At 62.1% G+C, this 17,352-nt stretch carries 20 protein-coding genes; 8 read left to right on the top strand and 12 right to left on the bottom strand.

Translation table 11 applies throughout. The features are described 5' to 3' along the window. Positions 1 to 27 precede the first annotated feature (27 nt). Positions 28 to 1,128 (top strand): NAD(P)H-dependent flavin oxidoreductase, encoded by a 1,101-nt coding sequence (locus PQR42_RS07245; protein ID WP_408383272.1) that lies wholly within the window; start codon positions 28 to 30, stop codon positions 1,126 to 1,128. A gap of 42 nt (positions 1,129 to 1,170) precedes the next feature. Here PQR42_RS07245 and PQR42_RS07240 read toward each other — a convergent pair whose 3' ends face one another. The 9 genes from PQR42_RS07240 to PQR42_RS07200 form a co-directional block, all read right to left on the bottom strand. Next, positions 1,171 to 1,407 carry a tautomerase family protein gene (locus PQR42_RS07240; protein ID WP_408204524.1) on the bottom strand — a complete coding sequence of 79 codons (237 nt, stop codon included), beginning with the start codon at positions 1,405 to 1,407 and terminating at the stop codon, positions 1,171 to 1,173. Positions 1,408 to 1,467: 60 nt separating this feature from the next. Next, complete coding sequence (locus PQR42_RS07235) at positions 1,468 to 2,178, bottom strand: SDR family NAD(P)-dependent oxidoreductase (RefSeq protein WP_408204525.1); 711 nt, start codon at positions 2,176 to 2,178, stop codon at positions 1,468 to 1,470. Between the two features lie 215 nt (positions 2,179 to 2,393). After that, complete coding sequence (locus PQR42_RS07230; RefSeq protein WP_408383274.1) at positions 2,394 to 3,557, bottom strand: patatin-like phospholipase family protein; 1,164 nt, start codon at positions 3,555 to 3,557, stop codon at positions 2,394 to 2,396. A 242-nt stretch (positions 3,558 to 3,799) separates the two neighbouring features. Continuing rightward, a complete protein-coding gene (locus PQR42_RS07225; protein ID WP_408383276.1) occupies positions 3,800 to 4,564 on the bottom strand; it encodes a hypothetical protein in 765 nt (254 codons plus the stop codon). A 10-nt stretch (positions 4,565 to 4,574) separates the two neighbouring features. Beyond that, entirely contained in the window at positions 4,575 to 5,441 is an 867-nt protein-coding gene (locus PQR42_RS07220) for a DUF2092 domain-containing protein (protein WP_408383278.1), read from the bottom strand. Between the two features lie 64 nt (positions 5,442 to 5,505). Further along, the gene (locus PQR42_RS07215; RefSeq protein WP_408204529.1) at positions 5,506 to 5,802 is read right to left on the bottom strand and encodes a hypothetical protein; all 297 of its coding nucleotides are present in this window, start codon (positions 5,800 to 5,802) and stop codon (positions 5,506 to 5,508) included. Positions 5,803 to 5,913: 111 nt separating this feature from the next. Beyond that, positions 5,914 to 6,480 carry a lipid-binding SYLF domain-containing protein gene (locus PQR42_RS07210; RefSeq protein WP_408383280.1) on the bottom strand — a complete coding sequence of 189 codons (567 nt, stop codon included), beginning with the start codon at positions 6,478 to 6,480 and terminating at the stop codon, positions 5,914 to 5,916. 208 nt (positions 6,481 to 6,688) lie between these two features. Beyond that, positions 6,689 to 7,387, bottom strand: a complete 699-nt coding sequence (locus tag PQR42_RS07205; RefSeq protein ID WP_408383282.1) for a potassium channel family protein — start codon at positions 7,385 to 7,387, stop codon at positions 6,689 to 6,691. Positions 7,388 to 7,434: 47 nt separating this feature from the next. Beyond that, entirely contained in the window at positions 7,435 to 9,957 is a 2,523-nt protein-coding gene (locus PQR42_RS07200) for a hypothetical protein (protein ID WP_408383284.1), read from the bottom strand. Between the two features lie 249 nt (positions 9,958 to 10,206). On the opposite strand from PQR42_RS07200, the gene PQR42_RS07195 reads away from it, so the two are divergent. Then, positions 10,207 to 10,968, top strand: a complete 762-nt coding sequence (locus tag PQR42_RS07195; RefSeq protein ID WP_408383286.1) for a bestrophin-like domain — start codon at positions 10,207 to 10,209, stop codon at positions 10,966 to 10,968. A gap of 63 nt (positions 10,969 to 11,031) precedes the next feature. Here PQR42_RS07195 and PQR42_RS07190 read toward each other — a convergent pair whose 3' ends face one another. Then, positions 11,032 to 12,009 (bottom strand): transporter, encoded by a 978-nt coding sequence (locus PQR42_RS07190; protein ID WP_408383288.1) that lies wholly within the window; start codon positions 12,007 to 12,009, stop codon positions 11,032 to 11,034. 210 nt (positions 12,010 to 12,219) lie between these two features. Here PQR42_RS07190 and PQR42_RS07185 point away from each other — a divergent pair, with 210 nt between their 5' ends. Continuing rightward, positions 12,220 to 12,504, top strand: a complete 285-nt coding sequence (locus tag PQR42_RS07185; protein ID WP_408204535.1) for a hypothetical protein — start codon at positions 12,220 to 12,222, stop codon at positions 12,502 to 12,504. A gap of 39 nt (positions 12,505 to 12,543) precedes the next feature. Here PQR42_RS07185 and PQR42_RS07180 read toward each other — a convergent pair whose 3' ends face one another. Both PQR42_RS07180 and PQR42_RS07175 read right to left on the bottom strand, forming a co-directional pair. Next, positions 12,544 to 12,810: a DUF3734 domain-containing protein gene (locus tag PQR42_RS07180; RefSeq protein ID WP_408493614.1), complete on the bottom strand. Its 267-nt coding sequence runs from the start codon at positions 12,808 to 12,810 to the stop codon at positions 12,544 to 12,546. 16 nt (positions 12,811 to 12,826) lie between these two features. Beyond that, on the bottom strand, positions 12,827 to 12,982 hold the full coding sequence (locus tag PQR42_RS07175) for a hypothetical protein (RefSeq protein WP_408383698.1): 156 nt from the start codon (positions 12,980 to 12,982) through the stop codon (positions 12,827 to 12,829). Positions 12,983 to 13,479: 497 nt separating this feature from the next. Between PQR42_RS07175 and PQR42_RS07170 the strand changes: the two genes are divergently transcribed. The 5 genes from PQR42_RS07170 to PQR42_RS07150 all read left to right on the top strand — a co-directional run bounded on the left by PQR42_RS07170 (position 13,480) and on the right by PQR42_RS07150 (position 17,338). Next, positions 13,480 to 15,009 carry a PAS domain-containing sensor histidine kinase gene (locus PQR42_RS07170; protein WP_408493597.1) on the top strand — a complete coding sequence of 510 codons (1,530 nt, stop codon included), beginning with the start codon at positions 13,480 to 13,482 and terminating at the stop codon, positions 15,007 to 15,009. Positions 15,010 to 15,015: 6 nt separating this feature from the next. Beyond that, positions 15,016 to 15,651 carry a response regulator transcription factor gene (locus PQR42_RS07165; protein WP_408204537.1) on the top strand — a complete coding sequence of 212 codons (636 nt, stop codon included), beginning with the start codon at positions 15,016 to 15,018 and terminating at the stop codon, positions 15,649 to 15,651. 190 nt (positions 15,652 to 15,841) lie between these two features. Then, positions 15,842 to 16,228, top strand: a complete 387-nt coding sequence (locus PQR42_RS07160) for a response regulator transcription factor (RefSeq protein WP_408204538.1) — start codon at positions 15,842 to 15,844, stop codon at positions 16,226 to 16,228. A 190-nt stretch (positions 16,229 to 16,418) separates the two neighbouring features. Beyond that, entirely contained in the window at positions 16,419 to 16,895 is a 477-nt protein-coding gene (locus PQR42_RS07155; protein ID WP_408204539.1) for a glycine zipper family protein, read from the top strand. Between the two features lie 29 nt (positions 16,896 to 16,924). Next, positions 16,925 to 17,338, top strand: coding sequence for a hypothetical protein (locus PQR42_RS07150; RefSeq protein WP_408204540.1), 414 nt, complete (start codon positions 16,925 to 16,927; stop codon positions 17,336 to 17,338). Positions 17,339 to 17,352: the final 14 nt, after the last annotated feature.

Below are 17,352 nucleotides of genomic sequence, written 5' to 3'. Positions count from 1 at the left end.
TGTAGTGAGACTCGATGAGGAAGCGACATGACCGACCAGACCGACAACCGCGCCTTGCTGCACGTGCTGGGCATCGACAAACCAATCATTCAGGCGCCGATGGCGGGTGTCAGCACGCCCGCACTGGCCGCGGCTGTTTCCAATGCAGGCGGGCTCGGCTCGTTGGGCGTCGGAGCGATGAACGCTGACGGCGCGCGCAAGGTGATCAAGGAGACGCGCGCACTGACGGGCAAGCCGTTCAACATTAACGTTTTTTGTCATCAGCCTGCGCAAGCGGATGCGGCGCTCGAGCAGCAATGGTTGAGCTGGCTTGCGCCGCACTTCGAAAAGTATGGGGCGACGCCGCCGGCGAAGCTGTCGGAGATCTACACGAGCTTCCTTGCGGACCCCGCGATGCTGGCGGTCTTTCTGGAGGAGAAGCCGGCGATTGTCAGTTTCCACTTCGGCTTGCCTTCGCCCGATGTCATCGCCGAACTGAGGAAGGCGGGCATCAAGCTGCTTGCCAGCGCGACCAATCTGGAGGAAGCGGCGCAGGTCGAAGCGGCGGGCGTCGATGCGATCGTGGCGCAAGGGATCGAGGCGGGCGGGCATCGCGGTGTCTTCGACCCGGATGCATTCGACGACAGGTTGGGCACGTTCGCCCTGACACGTTTGCTGGCCAGGGAATGCCGGCTGCCGGTGATCGCCGCCGGCGGCATCATGGACGGCGCCGGCATTGCTGCGGCGCTCGCGCTCGGCGCTCAGGCCGCGCAGCTTGGCACGGCCTTTGTGGCGTGCCCGGAAACGTCGATCGACGAGGGTTATCGTCGCGCGATGCTCGGCGAGGCGGCTCGCCGCACGATTTTCACGGCGGCGATCTCCGGGCGGCTGGCGAGAAGCATGGCGAACAGCTTCACGGCGCTCGGCGCCGACGTGCATTCACCCAGGCCGCCCGACTATCCCATCGCCTACGACGCCGGTAAGGCGCTGAATGCGGCAGCGAAGGCGAAAGGGGAGTTCGGCTACGGCGCGCAATGGGCAGGCCAGGCCGCCGCGCTGGCAAGGTCGTTGCCCGCGGCGGAACTGGTGGCGCAGCTGGAGCGCGAACTGAAACAGAGCATTGAGCAGCTGCGGCAGTTCGCGAACTAAAAACTGCAAGACCAACGAGTTGAGCGATCCCCGTCCGGACGCTCAACCCGGCTTCTGGGCTAGCTGCTTGCGATAGGCCTCAACCGGCAATCCGCCCCAGCCCCAGTTCTCGGTGTCCACTTCTTCGATGACAACGAAGGTCGCTGCGAGCGGCTTGTTCAGCACGTCCAGCAGCAACTGACTGACGCCTGCGATGAGCCTGGCTTTTTCGTCGGCCGTGACGGCATCGTTGCCGGGTTTGGAACCTTCGCGGGTCACCTGAATTGTGACGATAGGCATGGCGTTCTCCGTAATCCTCGGTTGACGTGAAGGGCGCCGGTCAGCGGCGCCCTGGCGTGATCAGTGGCCTGCGCTCTGGCCGCCGTCGACGTGCAGGATTTCGCCTGTCACGAACGGCGCCGAATCCAGATACAGGACAGCGCCCACGATATCGCTCATTTCGCCCATGTGCCCGACCGGATGCAGCCCGCCGAGCGCCGCATGGGTTTCTTCCGCATGCATCGGCGACTTGATGATGCCCGGCGAGACGGCATTCGCGCGGATGCCTCTCTTCGCGTATTCGATCGCCAGCGACTTCGTGGCCGCATTCAGGCCGCCCTTGGTCAGCGAGGCCAGCACCGAGGGCACGCCGTCGATGGCGTGGTCGACGAGGCTGGTCGAAATGCTGACCACGTGACCGCTGCCATTCTTTTCCATCTCGGCGATGGCGAGTTGCGTGATGAAGAAGAAGCCGTTGAGGTTCACGGCGGTGACGTTTGCGTAGTCTTCGGCCGTATAGCTGGTGAAGGGCTTGGCGACGAAGATGCCGGCGTTGTTGACCAGCGTGTCGACGCGGCCAAAGCGGGCGATGGCTTCGGTAATCACGCGCTGCGCGGTGGCCGGGTCGCCGATATCGCCTGCCACGGTCAGGATGTTGGGATCTTCCGAGGGCTTGACCGAACGTGCGGTGGCGACGACGCGGTAGTCGAGCTTGCGAAATGCGTTGACCAGTTCGGCGCCGATGCCTTGCGATGCGCCCGTAACGACGACGACTTTTTGTGACGTGTTCATGGCTAAATCTCCGGATAAGTAACTTGGGATCAAATGCTGATCGGGCCAGCGGCTCCGATGGGTATGAAATCTAGGCGCATTGGCGCCGATCTCGAACACCCGCCATGGACAAACAGTCTTGCGTGGGAGGTACAAATGGATTTTGCGGTGGGTGGGCGCGCGAGGCCTACGCCGCGCCCGACGTCGCTAAGCGCTGCTTGCGGCGCTAGCGCGATTCATTTCTGGCTTTCCGCCGAGGCCATGCGAAAGACCGAGAGGCCTTCCATCGGGTCCAGTGTTTCCCGCCAGGGCGCGCGCTTCAGTAAGCGGACCGTGTCTTCGTAACCAGCAAGCCAGCGCCGCTTGATGCCCGCCGACGAAAAATCGATGTCCCTGTTCAGGTCGTCGTTATCGAATGCCGGAGCGTCGAGTTCCAGCACCCGCATCGTCGTGCCGCAACCCCAGCCGAGGAGATCGCGGACCTCAGGATCGTCGCGTACCTCTTCGGGGAGATGCCGGCCGAGTTCTCGAATCACGTGGCGCAAGCGGTGAATCTGCTTCTGTCGATCGAGATGACTTTCCGCGCGGCTCGAATACTGAATGTCGCGTTGCCGGCTCATGACCTGCAAGATCGACTCGGGTTCCGGACCGCTCGAAGGCCATAACTGCACCGAAAAAATCACCGAGTCGCGCCGCGGCCGGTCGTCGAGCACGGCTTCGAGCGGCGTATTCGAATAGATGCCGCCGTCCCAGTACGATTCGCCTTCCAGTTGCACCGCTGGGAAGCCGGGCGGAAATGCGGCGGAGGCCATCACGTGTTCGACGTCCAGCAGCGCGTCGCGATTGGTGAAGTAGCGCATGCGTCCGCTGCGCACATTGACGGTGCCGACTGTCAGCCGCGTCGCCTTCTGATTCAGGTAGTCGAAATCGACTAGCGAGGACAGGGTCTCGCGTAGCGGTCCCGTTGAATAAAAAGCGGCCTGATCGGAACGAACGCGTGCCTGAATGCCCGCCCAGGATTGCAACTGCGGAGTAAAAAACGACGGCACGCCTTGAGTGACCGTGGCGAGGTCGCGCAGCCAGTTTGCGAGTCCCGGCAGCCAGTTTGCCGCTTCGATGCCATGACGTGCCACGCCGTTCCAGAACTGGGTCAAGCGCGCCATGCGGTTCTCGGGCAAATTGCCGGCGATGATCGCGCCATTTATCGCGCCGATCGACGTGCCGATGACCCAGTGAGGTTCGACTTTGCCGTCATGAAGTGCCTGATACACGCCCGCCTGGTACGCGCCGAGGGCACCGCCGCCCTGAAAGACGAGGACAATCTGGCCGGGAATGTCCGGCGCGGCGTCCGGCACGCTGGCTGCGTCGGTTTGAGGTTCGACGTGCGTTTCGTTGCCCATGACAAGCCTCCAGGACACATGCTGCGGTGTCGCTGATTTTGCCACGGTATGGTGGGCGCAACGGTGAAACCGACTGGTGTTAAGAGAGACGGCCGCGCGAAGTCATTACGTACGCTTCTGCCCGCTTTCACGCGGGTCAATTATTCGATGCATTCGCAGCTGGGTCTGTGCGACGTGTTCATCCGAGCGCGGTTCTTCATAGCAGTGGAGGGCGCTCTTGTATAACCGGGCCGGCACCCGCATCATGGCGCCGGCACCACACGATAATAGACACCGTTGGCGCCATAGGCAGGCGCAAACCAGGTGTTGCCGCATAGATAGTACGTCGTACCGTGAACGTTCGGAGCAACACAGCCGGCCGGCAGTACGGCATACACCGCTCCCATGGCAAAGCCCGGGTTGGCGGCGGCGCCTGCCGCGACACCCGCGTTGTAGGCGGTCGAAGTGGCCGCCGCCGTGTTGGCGGAGGCGATGGCAGCGCCGGCCGCAACCCCGACCGCTACTCCCGCGGCGGCGGCGCCCGCTGTGGACCAACCTCCGCAGTTGTAGCATCCGGAACCATACGTATTCACGGTGACGGGCGGATGGTAGGCCGGATAATGCGCGCCGTAATAAGGACTGTGATACGCCGTTGCTCCGGAAGCGCTCGTATAGCTTGTGTAACCGGAGCCCGTCGCGTGGTACGCGCTGCCGCCATATGCATTGCTCGCAGACGTGCCTTGACCGTATGTGTGGGTCGCGCTGCCTCCATACGGATTGGTCGCGGTCGTCTGTCCCGAACCGGCCTGATGGGTCGCCGTGTCGCCGTAGCGGCCAGTGGCGGTGGTCCCTTGTCCATACGTATGGGTTTCGCTGCCGCCTGCATAGTTGGTGCGGGTCGTGGAGCCCGAGCCGGGGGCATGATAAGTACCGCCGCCGTAGGCGTTCGCATGCGACCACGCGAGCGCATCGGCCGTGACAAGCACCGGCATCAGCAGAGCCGCCAGACGGATGACGAGGTTCTTCATGTTCGTCTCCTCACTGGACTTTGTGATGCAGCGCTTTCGGCGGCGGCTTCATACCTGGCGCATCCGTGGCGTCGGGACGCGCGAATGCGATGCGCGCCGCACCGCTTATATCGGGCGCCGTGAAAGCGTCCGCAGCCACAGGTCTATCCAATTGCCAGTCGGACAATTCCAGCACGTGACGCAACCGCAAGCGATCGTTCAGATAGATGGCGTAAATGCGCCGTGGCAGCTTGTCTTCCGCTCCGATCCAGATCTGCACGAACACGCCTCCCGTCACGTAGGCCACCATGTCCGTCGTCGTCGCGCCCACCACTTTCGATTGGCCGATATAGAACGCCGTCGTCAAGCCATCGGCAATGTCCTTGTACGGATCCGCGACGATGACATCGGTAAACGGGAAATAGATCGCGCCGGAATCGAACGCGGCCTGCAGCGCGGCGTCGATCGTGGGTGGCGCATCGGCAACCGCGACGAGTTTCTCCGCGGGCGCGACGGCCGTCATGGTCTTGCCGTCGTAGTAGAAATCGGAAGCCGGGCCGTCGTCGAGTGTGACGACTCTCAGCTTGTCGGGCCGCTGCATGACGACTTCCGAGCGGGTGGAGTAGACGAGGGGAGTGCCGAGGCGGCTCGGGCTTTCATACGAGACGACCGCCGTGAACGACATGGAACGCGCCGCGGCGAGCCGGGCGCACGCTGCCTTCAGTATATCGACCGCACGCGGCTCGAGCCCGGGCTTGAACGTGGGCACTGCGCTTTTCGCCGTCGTCTTCGCGGCCACTTTGGCACTGTGCGGCGGCTGTTGCGCGTAGCCGCCCGTTGTCAGAGCGAGGCCAAGTGCGATGACCACAATTCGCCGAAGCAGGTTCGCGTGAGTCATCAGAGCCTCGTGGGGTCAGTGCGTTTGCGGCGTGTGCTGCCGGCGATGCCGACGACCGTCGCAATCACGGAATCATGCCGCACTCGAACAACTTGTTGGCGACCGGCGCGGCGACTCTATCGATGAAAGCGGCACGCATCTGCGGATCGTCATGCAGTAGCTGCAACGCCTGCTGTTCCCGCTCGGGCTTCGGGGCGTTTTTCTTCGCGCGTTCCTGCCACAACTGCTCACATGTTGCCCCTTGGTACTTCTGAATCACTTTGCCGGCGACCATGTCGAGCATCGGATATTGCTGGGCGATGGCCGCACTGGCGAACAAGGCCGCGGGAACCATCGCCAGCCAGTTGAGACGCTTCGTCATGGTTCGCTCTCGCTTCGTTGGATTCGCACTGCCGCGCTGAAAAACGGACTGCAACGACGACGCTTCGCCTGCGCAATGTTCACCTTGCGCAGGCGAAGCGACACTTGAAGATCAAGGCGTGTATTTAGTGATCTTCTGGCCTTGCACGCCCAGCCCCGCCATCAATCCCTGCTGTCCGTAGATGAACGCGTAGACGTCGTCCTTGAGCGTGGTGGTGGTCATGGACTTGCCCATCCCCTCGTCCACGACGACCACACTAGGGCCCATGCCGATCGACCATCCATCGGTGGAATTGAGGTAACTGATGGCCGAGTCGGTCATCAGGAACATGGCTTCCGAGAACGTCTGGCCGCCGGCCTGCAGCCCGTAAGAGACCGCGCGCGCTGTGTAGTACCCCATCACCGTGCCGTCAGGCGCGAACATCACACCCTTGCCGCCTTGCGCTCCGGCAATGAATCCGACTTTCAGAATATCGGGGAACACGAGCACGGCTTTGGCCGCTTTCTGAAGCTGTTGCGTCCGCGGTGCACTGGTGGCCAGTTGTTGTAGCGACGCGCGTGCCTTCGCTTCGAGGTCCGGGTCGGTTCCAGGCGCCGCGCCTGCCTGCTGTTGCGTCGAACAGGAAACCGCGACTAGCAGCATGGGAATAGCGAGGGCAAGCCGAAGGTACTTGAACATGTTCGTGCTCCATTCAGGGAAGTGACGTCACGCTAAAAACGCGGCTCGCGCGTCGGATTGTTCGCGGCTCGAATACGCTGTGTGATCGGGCGGCCGATCTTGTTGACCGTTCACGTCGGTTGAAATAAATAGTGGTGTTGGCGAGACCTAAAGACAATTGGACCTTGGTCCAATAGCGCGCGGACAAACGACACTTGGCGGCGATGGTTTAAGACGCATCTCTGCCGCGGTCGTCGGCGGCGACGTGCAGCGACACGAGCCGTGCTAGCACGATGGCGGGATAAAGCTGGCCGATCAGCGCCTCGAGAATCGCGAGCGATCTTGCAATGTGAGTGACCGGCGTGATGTCGCCATAACCGACTGTCGTCAGCGTGACGAAGCTGAAGTAGAGCCAGGTGGCGCGATTGTGTGGCGCGCTCTCATGCGTCATGCCCGCATAAGCAGCCGGTATGTGGCTATTGACGAGTTGATAAGCCTCCGCCCACACCACGCCGATCAGGATGTACAACGCCACCGCACCGAGGATGCGGTCGAACGTTGCGCGACCCGTACCGAATACCTTGATGCCGACCACCGCGCCAAGAATGGCTAGCGACAGAAGCGCCGTGACGTCAAGCAGGCCGGAGATCCTGTCCAGTGGGAGAAGCCACGCGGTGCTGCGAATCATGATGGCCGCGCCGGCGGCCGCCGAGACCGTCACGCATTGCCTGCGGTTATCCGACACGGCCGCGATCCCACTGAGCAGAATCAGCGACAGCAAGACGTCTCGCGCGATTCGCACCAGGAAGCTATTCGGCGCGAGGGCGAACGGCACGACGAACACGTCGAGTATGAGCAGACAAAGGAGCAGCGCCATGCTGCCAACGCGCAAGCGTCCGGTGCGATCACGCCGCCGCCCGAATGTCATTGCCGCTCCTGGTTGGCCGTCGTGTGCGGCTATGTCGGGCGTTGTCGTTAGCGGCGCAAGCCGCCGCCTCTTGCGCCGATGCCATTGCCGGCCGCCCCGCCTGAGCCGCCGGATTGAGCATAGCGTTGGGTTTGAGCGGCGCCTCGCTGACGGTTCTGCATCTGTTGATTCAGATCGTTGGATGAGGGCTGCGCATTGCCGGTCCGGCCAGCGCCGCCAGAAGTGGGTTGTGTCTGCGCGACGGGTCTCGCCGCGGCCTGTGCCTGAGGGGAGCGCGGTGGCTGGCTCGACTGCATGGCCTGTTGCGGCGCTCGCGTCGTGTTGGGCTGCGTCGCGACCGGGCGCGGCTGCTGAGCGTTCTGTCCATTCCTGGGCGCCGCGGCTGCGTTAGCCGATTGCGAGTTCGTGGCGCGTGTCGGCTGAGTCTTTTGTGCGTTCTGTTGCGTTGCACCGGTGTTAGCCGCGGCGGTCGTTCGCTGCGTCTGCGTGGAGGATGGCTTTGGCGATACGGATTGCGTCGTCGGCTTGTTCACCGTGTTCCATGAGCCGTTGTCGTATTTCTGCCAGCTGCCGCCGGTGTTCTTGTAGACGTTGCCGTCGCGTCCCGCATAGAGATCGCCGTTGGCGGTCTTGCCCGCGACGGCTCTGCCGTTCGCCGTGCTGCCGGCCACCGCTTTGCCGCCCGCTGAATTCTGATAACGCCCGACCGAACCATTCGCGGTGGTGGTGTGTTGGGTCGCGGCCCATTGATTGCCCTTCGTCACGACCGAACTGCCCCATTGTCCGTAAGCATTCGATCCCTGACGGGTTGCGCCATAGGCGCCCGTGTACGGGTTGTAAGCCTGACCAACGCTCGCGCTGCCGTATCGTCCGGAAGCCGTCGCGCCGCGCGCGTAGGTGCCCGTATTGGGGTTGTACGACGCGCCCCAATGCGCGCTGCCGGCCGGGCCATAGACGCTGCCACGTACGCCGCTCGCGCCTGTGTACGGGTTATAGACCGGATACCCATACGGCGCGGGTCGCGGATAGTAGACCGGGTACGGCCCGTAACCGACCCGCACATAAGGCGGATAGTAGTAGCCGTTGCCTTGCGCGACGATCGCACCGATGGCGGCGCCCGCGATGAACATGCCGAGATAGCCTGCGGTATAGCTCGCCTGTACGGCGCCACCCGGCACCACCTGTTGCGTCACATACGTCACGTTATAAACAGGCGAGGCCGGCGGAATCGTATAGATCACTGGCGGGACGGAAGTGCTGGTGGTCCACGGACCGCCCGGCGCCGGCGAATCGAACCATACGCCGCGTGAGCAAAGATAGTAGTGGTTCTGTACCTTGATGATCTTGTCGGGCGTGTTGGTCGCATACGCGAGCTGCGTGCCTTCGATCGGCGCGAATTGCGGCTCGCCGCTGTAGGCCACTTTGACCTGCGCCGCCGCCGCGGCCGGATCGACCTCGACGGTGGTCGGAATCTGCGCGAGCAGCACCGCGTCGTTGGCCTCGGGCGTGCCCGGCACGGACGCGAGCACGCGCGCGGCGGGGCTATTGCGTGGAATGCCGGCGAAATCGGCGGGCAGCTTGTCCGTCGCGTAAGTCCACGGACCACCCGGCGCGGGCGATGAAAACCAACGCCCCGCGGTCAGATAGTAATAAGTCTTCGTCGGTGTGTAGACGAATACATCGCTATCGGTGTTCTTCGCGTAAACGAGCCCCGTGCCTGGGATCGTGGCATAGACCGGTTGGCCGTCGAAGCTGATCAACTCGGCGGGCGTGTTGCTGTAGAACACCGCCGGGGGCTTGCCGGCCCGTTTCGCCGGCGCTGGGATAAACGGTTTCAGGTCGGCCCAGGTAGGGTCGGCGGACACTTTCGTCATCTTGCTGGGCAGCGTTTTGATTTCCGCCCAGCCGGTCTTCATATCCGTCGACACGAGCCATCCATTGCCAGTAAACAAATAGTATTGGTGGCTGGCATTGTCGACGAACAGCGGCCAACTCGCGTTGACCACGAACGTCATATCCGAATCCTTGATCGGCGCAAGCACCGGATCGCCGTCGACGAACAGCAGCAGTCCGGGGCCGAAGCTCACGAAGATCACCGGCGGATCGCTTTTGATCGCCGCGACCGGCGCAGTCTGTTTCTTATCGAGGCTGGCCGCGAGCCGGTCCATCGACAAGGTCAGCGACGCCTGCGGATTGAGAAACTTTCGCACCACCTGATCGAGCTTTTGGGCCGTCGCCTCGTCCGCGCCGGGGAAAGAGGTGCCTGTGATGCGCGGATTGCTCAAGCGCGCGTTGCGGGTGTCGATATCCACATCGGTGTGCGCCTCTATCGTGACCACGCCAACTTGCGGCTTGCCGCCGCGCGGTGTCACGCTCACCGCCATCCGGCCGGTGAGTTCCCTGAAGTCTTTCCATTCGTCAATCTGCGGCTGATAGTAGGTCAGCGTTGCATCGTCGCGCACGATTTCACGCGGCCAACCCGGGTCCAGTGTGGCCGCGCGGCCGGCGTGTATCGTTGATAACACAAGCACCAGCGTCAACACACGGCTGGGCAGTTTCAGGTTGGACATGGTGCACCTCACCGCGCGAGGCGGAATGACAGCACGGGCTCAGTGCGAGCGCGGCGAGGAACGGCGAGTCAGATCGCCGGCCCGCAAGCAACGTAGTGCGGCAGGGTCGTTTGCCCCACGGCAGGTCAACTCTAACCATAAGATGGCATCGGCGAGAGGGCAATTGGACCTTGGTCCAATTGCACGCTGCAGTGCGGCGAGCAAGATGTCGAAGCGCAACGTACATCATCGAAGCCGGAGGACAGGGCGGTGAACCATATCTTCGACGCGTTGATCGTCTTCGTTTGCGTTGTCGGCAGTGCGTTGCTCGGTTCGTATCTGCGCCTGATTCTGCCGCAACATCACCTCACCGATGAATCGACCGGCGTAGTGAAACTCGCGACCGGGCTTGTCGCCACCATGGCCGCCCTGGTGCTCGGCCTGCTGATCTCGTCGGCAAAAGGCTCGTTCGACACCATGAATAACGAGCTTTTGCATAGCGCGGCCGAGATCGTTCGCCTCGACCGCGTGCTCGCTCACTATGGTCCGGAAACGCAGGAAATCCGCGGTGCGCTGAAACGCACGACCGAAGCGTCCATGGCGACCATGTCCTCCGGCGATCCCTCGCAAATCGCCAGACTGAGCAGCCCCGAAGCAGTCGCGCGCGGAGAGGACTTCCAGCGCCGGGTTGAAGGGCTCACGCCGCGCGATGACGCGCAGCGTGAATTGAAGGCGCGGGCGCTGCTACTGGTCGACGACGTGCTGGCGACGCGCTGGCTCGCATTGCTTCAGCAAGCCGGCACGATTCCGCTGCCGCTGCTCGTCATTCTCGTGTCGTGGCTGGCGATTCTTTTCGGCACGTTCGGTCTGTTCGCGCCGCGTAATGGCACGACCATGACAGCGCTCGTGATGTGCGCGCTATCCACATCCGGGGCGATCTTCCTGATCATGGAAATGAATACGCCGCTCGGCGGCATCGTCAAACTTTCGTTCGCCCCGATGCGCGCGGCGCTCGACATTCTTGGGCATTGAATACGGCCCATTAAACGGCCGCTGCTGCATATTCACCGCGCGGCTCGCATAGCCCGGCGTCGATCAGCGATTGAACCACCTATATTGAAGCGCGACCGAGACAGTCTGAAAATTGCCGCCGACACGTGTCTCCAGCCCGCGCGACCATGCCAGTTTGGCGGACCATGTCTTCGTGAGCGGCACCGACAGCGTGAGGCCATATCGCACACTGATCTGGACGTCCTGATCCTCGACGCCGTTCACGCTCGTCCGTCCACCCGTGAAGTACGTGACATCCGCGGCTAGCCACCACCCGGGGCGCCAGGTGTAGCCGCCGTGCAACTGGAAGGTCGGCATCGGATTCTGGCTACGCCGATGTCCGCGGAAGAAATCGGTATTGTCGGTGAAGAACCAGACGCCTGCCGCGCCGTCAATGAACCAGTTGCCGATCGGCTGCGACAGCCCGACTTCCGGCTTGAAGGACCAGCGGTTGGCCCCGATATTGATCAAACGCGCCGGTACGTATTGCCCGGTCGGTGCCAACACGGTCAGGCTGACACCAAGAATCGTGCTGGGTGTGCGCCGCACGAATTCTTCCGGTGAGAGGGCGGGGTCGCCTAGTATGTTCATCGCGAACCTGAAGCGCAAATCGCCCATTCCTGAACGGTACTGATGCTGGGCGACGCGCGCGACGTCGCCCGTCACATTGGCGTTCGCGTAGGGAACCGACAAGGCCGCGGTCGCGGTATGCCCGGCGACGCCGAAGCTGTGCGAGTAGCCGAGCGAAAAGATGTTGATGCGGGCCTGTACGTTCGTGATCGGCAGTGACGGATCGAAAGAAACATCGCCACTCGAGCGCGCATAGTCGAACACCGCGAAATTGGTGCCGACCGGCACGGCGGAATAGGCGCGCGGCTCCATCTCCTGCGCGTGAGCCGAAGTCACCGAAACGGCAACCAGCAGAACGACGCCGAACCACGGGTAAACATCAGGCTGTGCAGACCGGTTTCGGCGGCGCGATCGGATCGAGCGCGGCTGCACGGCGGCGAAGGCCAATTCCATGAACGACCCGATAAGGCAGGCGAGGTGCTAGGGGAGCGACGGTGCACAAGTAGAGCGAACGCGGGCACATTGGCACGGCTCCATGAAGCGACAGGAATGCCGCTTCCTACAATAGGACCAAGGTCCAATGCGTACGAGCGTGGATGGGGCTAATCTGAAGAACGTCGCGGGCACGGCCGTGTCGACACTTGCTGCCTTTGGGAGACGTTCATGAAAGTGCTGCTCATGCTGTTAGGCATCGCGCTGTCTTCCAGCGTATTCGCGGAATGCGTCACTAACGCGCGGGGTATGACCGAATGCAACAACGGGCAGGCGGCCGGAGGCTATAACCCGAACACCGGCAATGCATGGAAGTCGCAAAGAAATGCGAACGGCGTCGCCACGACCACGACAAGCAAAGGGGGTGAAGCAAAGACCAAGAACGGTAAGGGCGTATATAAGAGTCCGAGTGGCAAGACCTGCTACCGCACCGCCAACAATCAGGGCTGTAATTGACACGGAAGCGGTAAGTCCGTGCGCGTGCGGCGCGCAAGGTCAACCGGCCGCGTCCGTCAGATCGTAAACGTGTACGCCATGGCCCAGATCCTTGGCTTCCCGCCATTGCGGATCGGCAAGCGACTTCTGGGCGTCGTGATATCCAAAATCCCACAACTCCATGACGGTTGCGCGTGAGAATTCATAATCCTTGAAGTTCGCCGAACGCCGTAAAGACTGAGCGTTCCGACGCCGGTCTGCGGCGCGGCAAACAGCCCCTGCATGCGTGGGCTGAAAAAGCCTGGCACGCCGAAAGTCACGCTCGATGCCGCGCTCATGAAATTCAGGAGCGGACGCATGGAATCGACCGATTGTAGGCGTACACGCCCGCCTGATACGCGCCGAGCGCGCCGCCGCCTTGCGGAACCATGACGATCTGGTCGAATTTTCCCCAGCCCGCGTTGGCGTTGGGGTTTTCCGCTTCACGTGACTTCACCATGAGCATTCCACCATCGGATGACGGATGTACCGGAAACAGCCTTGGGGGTGTCGAAAATCAGTTGATACCGAGGCGGTTATGCGGGTCGGAGTAGTCACATTTATTAAACGAAAATTATTAAGTTATCCAACGTATTGTCAATGCGGAACACGGACAATTGGACTTTAGTCCTATTCGGCAACCTGCACGAAATAGGTGCCAACAAAATGCTTTATTTTTGTTTACATGCTCCTGTTTCCATACTAGGATAAATTTTACTGGTCGGAACTTCTTGTCAATCGTAACAATTGCCGGCCCAGGTCATTTGGCCCGAAGACGCCCTCCAAATGTGTCTTCGTTAATTCGTTAACGGTCTGATGGGACCATAAGCCGGTTTTTCGAGGCCGGCCATCAATAACAGGCTTCCTGGTCCAGAGGCGTATCCTCACGTCGTCGTCCAGCACGAACTTTTGGCCGCCAATCTCGCGGTACCGACTCTCTAAAGAGGCAGTTCGGTCATGAGTATCGTCATGCCTGCTATCGTCGTTCTACAAAGTGCGATCATTCTGTGGTTGCTGATGCGTACTTTCCGGCGTGCCATATCGCTATGCCTAGCCAGGCTTAAACCGCCAACTATCCGCGCCAATAATCTCGAATGCGCGACGATTGATGGATGTGCGGCACCGCAATCTCTTGTGGCCATGGCGAACAACGCGGATTTAAGCGAATCGCCAGTAAAGCCTCGTCAGTCGCGGCACGCAAGCCGCGAACATCACCGCAATTCCGCCGATTTTTCCAATGCGCCGGACAGCACTCAATCCGCGTCACGCGTGCGGCGCCGCTTTACCGAGCGGCTGCGCAACATGACATCCGCGAGAACCGTGCACCCGCAACCATGCGTGGACCATACGCGCACAGTCGATGCTGTCGCTCCTGTGAGCGGCGAGCATTATTTTCGTGAGGCGTTGACCTTGTTGCCGGTCGGAATTCTGATGCTTGACGAGCGCGGCATGATGACGATGGTTAACCCGCAGGCCCACCACCTATTCGGTTACGAGCGCGAGGAACTGATCGGCAAGCCTGTCGAACTACTGGTTCATGGACTGGGTTTCCAGAGCAATGCCGGGCTTTGGGCCGAGCCGTTCGTGATACCGCAATCGCGCGGGCGCGTGCCCTTGGACGACCTCTGCGCACGCCGCAAGGACGGCACCGAGTTGCGTGTCGAGATCGAATTGAATCCATTTCACTTTGACGGCGCGAACGTCACGCTCGCCTTCGTGATCGACAAGACCGACCGCTACGAATTGCGCCGTCAGCGAGAGGACCTCGCGCATCTCACGCGGGTATCGACCATGGGACAACTCGCGTCGTCGCTCGCTCACGAGTTGAACCAGCCGCTCACCGCGATTCTCAGCAATGTGCAGGCTGCCCAGCGATTCATGACGGCTGATCCGATCGATCTGGCGGAACTGCGTGAGATTCTGAACGATATCGTTCAGGACGATTACCGGGCAAGCGAAGTGATCCGCCGCATTCGCGCCGTGGTCAAGAAAGGCGATCTCGACGTCATTCCGCTGGATCTCGCGGCCGTCGTGCGCGATGTGGTGGCGCTCGTCCATAGCGACGCGATCGTGCGCGGCACGCGCGTGACGCTCGATATCGACACCGCGTTGCCGCTGGTGCGTGGAGACAGGGTTCAACTACAGCAGGTGATGCTCAATCTGTTGCTGAACGCGTTCGATGCGATGGCCGACGTGCCGCCCGTGGACCGGGCAGTGTCGGTCACGCTCAAATCGGTGGACAACGGCATGGTGTTGGCCGCGGTTCGCGATCGCGGCCATGGTTTGACCGCCGATAAGCTGGACAAGATCTTTAAGCCGTTCTTTACATCCAAACCCCAAGGGCTCGGGTTGGGCTTGTCGATTAGCCGTTCCATCATCGACATGCATCGCGGGCGACTATGGGCCGAAAACAACGACGATCGAGGCGCGACTTTCTACGTGGCATTGCCGGCCGGCGATGCAATGGAAGAGGATGAGTCGCGATAAAAGGCCATGACTGATTCTGATTTGCTTGTCTTCGTTGTCGACGACGATGATTCCGTGCGCCGCGCTTTAGCGCGCCTGATCCACTCCGCGGGCTATCGTGTCGAAGCGTTCGCCACTGCCCGTGCGTTTCTCGAGCGGCTGCGCGCGACGACCTCGCCGGCGTGTCTTGTGCTCGATGTGCAACTGCCCGATCTCGACGGTCTGGCCTTGCAGCGCGAGCTCAAGGCCGAGCTGCCGATCATTTTCATCACAGGCCACGGCGATATTGCAATGACCGTGGGCGCGATGAAAGCCGGCGCAACCGATTTCCTCGCGAAACCCGTGAACGATGTCGATCTGTTGCGCGCGATCAAGGCGGCTTTCGAACGCGTCGAGCAAACCTATGCGATGCGCTGCGAACTGGACGCGATCCGTGTGCGTCTGGATAAGCTCACGCCCCGTGAGCGCGAGGTCATGGCGCTCGTGGTGACGGGCCGCCTGAACAAACAGGTGGCCGGCGAACTCGGCACGGTCGAGAAAACCATCAAGGCTCACCGCGCGCGCGTGATGGCGAAGATGGAAGTCACGTCGCTGGCTCAACTGGTCCGCATCGCGGACAAGGTCGGCGTCGGCGACGCCGGCGCAATCCACGCGACAGGCTGAGGCAAGTTCAGCCCGTCAGAGGCGTATGGCCACCCGGGTCCGTGTCGATCCGGGCGCGCCTCGCGCGCTCATCGCGCTTCGCACCCGTCCTCACGGGACCAAGGTCCACTATACCGGAACCTCTCGGCCTCATAGGCTGTGATGTGGGGGAGTGCGTCACCTGTGCGCTCCCGGACACCGGACTACCTCAATGGGAAAACTCAAACCATTCGTTGTCGTCGTCGATGACGATGAATCGGTGAGCCGGGCAATCAAGCGATTGCTGCGCTCCATCGGGATCGCCTCCGAAACCTTCGCGAGCGGCGATGCGTTTCTCGACGTCCTCGCGTCGCTGCCGTCCTATCAGCCGGACTGCGTGATTCTGGACGTGCAGATGCCGGGGCTCAATGGACTTGAAGTCCAGCAGCGTCTGTCGGGCAGAGGCATCCCGGTCATCTTCATCACCGCGCACGACGAGATCGGCGTGCGAGAGCATGCGCTCGCAGGCGGCGCGGTCGCTTATCTGCGTAAGCCGTTCAATGACGAACTGTTTGTCAGGACCGTGCGCGCCGCACTTGAAGGCGTCCCGCCCGCCTGAATCGATCGCATCGGCCCGCGCCGTGCAAGGCGGCGCTATGGGACCAAAGGCCAATTGCTATCGAACGAAGCGAAATCCAATAATTGATTCAGCCGAAAAGGTCGACGCCGGCAGCCTCCGACTCGCTGCCGTTCGCATGCGTGGATGAGTCGGCGGCCTACCGGCCTGACAATCGAACGGGACTTCCACCATGCTACGGAACATGCGGCGGTTGACAGGTGTGCTTGCGCTGGCGCTGGCGTGTTCCGTATCCGCACAGCAGCCCATCGTCTATCCGGCCAAAGGCCAAAGCGCCAGTCAGCAGCAGAACGATACCGGTCAGTGTCGGCAATGGGCGACGCAGACGACCGGTATCGATCCGGTCGCGCTGGCGCAACAGGGCGCCAACCAGCCCGGCGCGCCGCAGCCGCAGGGCCAGCGCCTGAAGGGCGCGGCGGGCGGCGCGGCACTCGGCGCCGCGGTCGGCGCGGTGGCCGGCGACGCGGGTAAGGGCGCGGCCATCGGCGCGATTACCGGCACGGCGGCCGGTGGCATGCGCGCGAGGCGCAGCCAGCAGAATGCCGCCGAGCAAACCCAGGCGAACCAGCAGCAAACCCAACAGGCGTTGGCCACCTACAACCGCGCAGTAGCGGCGTGCATGACGGGTCGCGGCTACACGGTCCAGTAAAACTCGCGGGCAGCGGGAGAGGAATTTCCATGAACAGGAAAGGCATACGTCTCGCGCTTGCGGTTGCGGCGCTGACGAGCGGGTTCGGCTTGACGGTCCTGTCGGCCTCGGCCGCACCGGTCGACGGCAGCAAGCCGCTGCTGTGCGCGACCATCGATGCCCACGACTGCGATGCCGGCGAACTCTGTCTGCGCGCATTGCCCGCCATGCTCGGCGCGCCGCAGTTTCTCCGTATCGACTTCGCGAAGAAAACCGTGGTCGGACCGGAACGCACCACGGTGATCCGCTTCATGGACAGCGGGCCCGATCAGATCCTGATGCAAGGCACCGAGATGGGTTACGCGTGGACGATCGCACTCGACAAGGCGCAAGGCACGATGACGGTCACGCTCGTCAATCACGAAGACACGCTCGTGCTGTTCGGCGCCTGCACTGCCTCGTAGCCGTAACAGGTAAT

Source organism: Paraburkholderia sediminicola, from assembly GCF_046027355.1.
In the GTDB taxonomy this organism is placed as follows: Bacteria; Pseudomonadota; Gammaproteobacteria; order Burkholderiales; family Burkholderiaceae; genus Paraburkholderia; species Paraburkholderia sediminicola_B.
Note: the sequence above shows the minus strand (reverse complement) of the source record. Positions and strands in the feature narration are given on the sequence as shown.